This window comes from Ureibacillus acetophenoni (genome assembly GCF_900220965.1).
GTDB classification, from domain to species: Bacteria; Bacillota; Bacilli; order Bacillales_A; family Planococcaceae; genus Ureibacillus; species Ureibacillus acetophenoni.
Window position 1 is genome coordinate 1 of record NZ_OBQC01000037.1, and the last position, 2,028, is coordinate 2,028.

Below are 2,028 nucleotides of genomic sequence, written 5' to 3' on the forward strand. Positions count from 1 at the left end.
CCCCCTCGTATATTAGTAGTAAGAGCTCTTTCTAATAGAATTTCCAGTTGATCCGGACAACTGGAGGATCTATTGGATTTCCTATAGGATGTGGTCGCCTTATGGCTCCCTCACTCTTTTTATGTTTTACCTGTTTGACCCTGGTTTTACCGAGGGAGTCACAAGGTAACTTCAAAATTTATTCCATTCTATTTTCATAGAAGTAATGCTGACAGGTGCTTACCTGCTTATTTGTGGTACCCATTTTCATTAACCAATTTCATATTGTCGGGGCGAAGGATGGAGGAGGCTCCATTTTAGTACTTCGTCCCTTTTATTTAGCTAAAATTATTCACTAAGACTGGTGTCCATGCGACAATGGAACAGACAAGGTATTCGCAGGAAATAGCTATTCCCCCTTGCAGACACTAGGTGTACTGCTTAATAAGCCTGCTACCCATCGTTCATTATTGAAGGTCTAACCACTGGCTGCGACCGGGCTGTGAGAAGAGAGTGTAGCGCTCATTTATGGTCTTCCCGCTTGGATTGCTAATAACGAGGCAGACATCGATGATTCGACTGGGCACCCAGGTCTGAGTGTATCTTGATTAATTCCCGCTTAGGAGGTGATTGGCATGTCACAAATGCTAGTCGGTATCGACGTGAGTTTGCGCTCCCATCATGTCCATTTCATGCATGGCGAGGGACACACACTCGCTGATTTTTCTGTTTCGAATGATGTAGAAGGTGCGGACACCTTAATTCAAAAGGTTTTACGAACAGCGGAAAAAAATCAGCTTCACGAATTAAAAATTGGGATGGAGTCGACTGATCAATATAGTTGGCACCTAGCCCATTACTTAAAAAAACAATTACATAGGGTTTTGCCCCATGTTCAAACAGCGATTTATATGTTAAATGCACGAAAAGTAGCACGTTTTAAAAAGGGTTATGATACGTTACCGAAAAACGACCGAGTGGACGCCTGGGTAATCGCGGATCATCTACGCTTTGGACGATTGCCACATGAAATGCAAGAAACCCTTATTTACGATGCGTTGCGTCGATTGACACGCACGAGATTTCATTTAACACATGAAATTGCGCGTAATAAAACATACATGTTAAATCAGCTATACTTAAAATTTAGTGGCTTACGCCAGGACAACCCGTTCTCTGATACATTTGGTGCGACAAGTATCGCTGTAATCGAAGAACTAGATCCAGAGATTATCGCAGAAATGCCATTAGAAGAACTCGTTGAGTTCCTACAAGAGAAAGGCAAAAACCGCTTCGCAGAGCCAGAAGAGATTGCGAAATATCTCAAAAAACTTGCTCGTAACTCTTATCGATTAGATAAGGTGATGGCTGATCCAGTCAACTTATCCCTATCAGTGATTTTGAGTACAATTCAGCACATGGAAAGCCAAGTAAAGCGTTTAGATAAAGAGATTGAACGCATGATGAAAGGCATTCCCCAAACATTAACATCAGTAAAAGGCATCGGTCCCGTGTACGCAGCGGGTTTAATCGCTGAGATTGGTGATATTCATCGTTTTAATGACCATCACGCTTTAGCGAAATACGCAGGTTTAGTATGGACACAATATCAATCAGGAGAATATGAATCCGAAAACACTCAACGCGAACGAACCGGAAATAAGTATTTACGCTATTATCTTGTTCAAGCATCAGAAGCCATACGAAAACATGACACCGAATACAAAGCCTTTTATCAAAAGAAATATCAAGAAGTAACTAAACATCAACACAAACGCGCTCTCGTCTTAACCGCTAGAAAACTTGTACGGCTTGTGCATTCGCTACTACGCACAAAACAGCTGTACATTCCAAAAGAAGAAAGGAGAGAGTAAGAAATCAGATTCTCACCTTCTTTAAATCCATTCCGAACTTCCATTTTTTAACTTTTTCGAAGTTGAAAGTGCGAGGTTTATTTAAGTGCGCTTAAAAAAGGAAATTGAGATGTTGAATGCTTAATGAATTTCCAATTTTGATGTTTTTCTAGGTTGACATTTCACCACTGTGCTT

The 2,028-nt window shown here is 40.9% G+C and carries 1 protein-coding gene; it reads left to right on the forward strand.

Going from position 1 to position 2,028, the window contains the following annotated elements:
• Positions 1 to 614 precede the first annotated feature (614 nt).
• Entirely contained in the window at positions 615 to 1,853 is a 1,239-nt protein-coding gene (locus CRO45_RS19705) for an IS110 family RNA-guided transposase (protein WP_097151304.1), read from the forward strand.
• The last annotated feature ends 175 nt before the right edge of the window (positions 1,854 to 2,028 follow it).

Coding starts and splice junctions, on each gene's coding strand:
- CRO45_RS19705 (WP_097151304.1), top strand. CDS start 615: ATGTCACAAATGCTAGTCGGTATCGACGTGAGTTTGCGCTCCCATCAT.